Origin of the sequence: Kitasatospora sp. MBT63 (genome assembly GCF_000710465.2) — a bacterium.
GTDB lineage: Bacteria > Actinomycetota > Actinomycetes > Streptomycetales > Streptomycetaceae > Kitasatospora.
Window position 1 is genome coordinate 1 of record NZ_JAIZ01000829.1, and the last position, 533, is coordinate 533.

Below are 533 nucleotides of genomic sequence, written 5' to 3' on the forward strand. Positions count from 1 at the left end.
GGTGCGCGGGTGTATGTGCTGGACGGGTTCCTGCGTCCGGTGGCGCCGGGTGTGACGGGGGAGTTGTACCTGGCGGGTGCGGGTCTGGCGCGCGGGTACCTGAACCGTCCGGGGCTGACGGCTGCGCGTTTCGTGGCGGATCCGTTCGGTCCGGCCGGTGGCCGGATGTACCGGACCGGTGATCTGGCGCGTTGGAACGTCCGCGGTGAGCTGGAGTTCGCGGGCCGGGTGGACCACCAGGTGAAGGTCCGGGGGTTCCGGATCGAGCCGGGTGAGGTGGAGGCCGCGCTCTGCGGTCTGCCGGGTGTGGTGCGGGCGGCCGTGCTGGCCCGGGAGGACCGCCCGGGTGACCGGCGGCTGGTCGCGTACCTGGTCGCCGCGGCCGGTGCGGTGCTGGACCAGGCGGAGGTGCGGGAGGCGCTGGGCCGGGTGCTGCCGGCGTTCATGGTGCCGTCCTCGTTCGTGGTGCTGGACGCGCTGCCGCTGACGCCCAACGGCAAACTCGACCGCGCCGCCCTGCCCGCCCCCACCCG

The 533-nt window shown here is 74.5% G+C and carries 1 pseudogene; it reads left to right on the forward strand.

Features of this window, described 5'->3' with window-relative positions:
- Positions 1 to 533: pseudogene (locus tag AA75_RS43735) on the forward strand (AMP-binding protein); the annotation flags it as partial.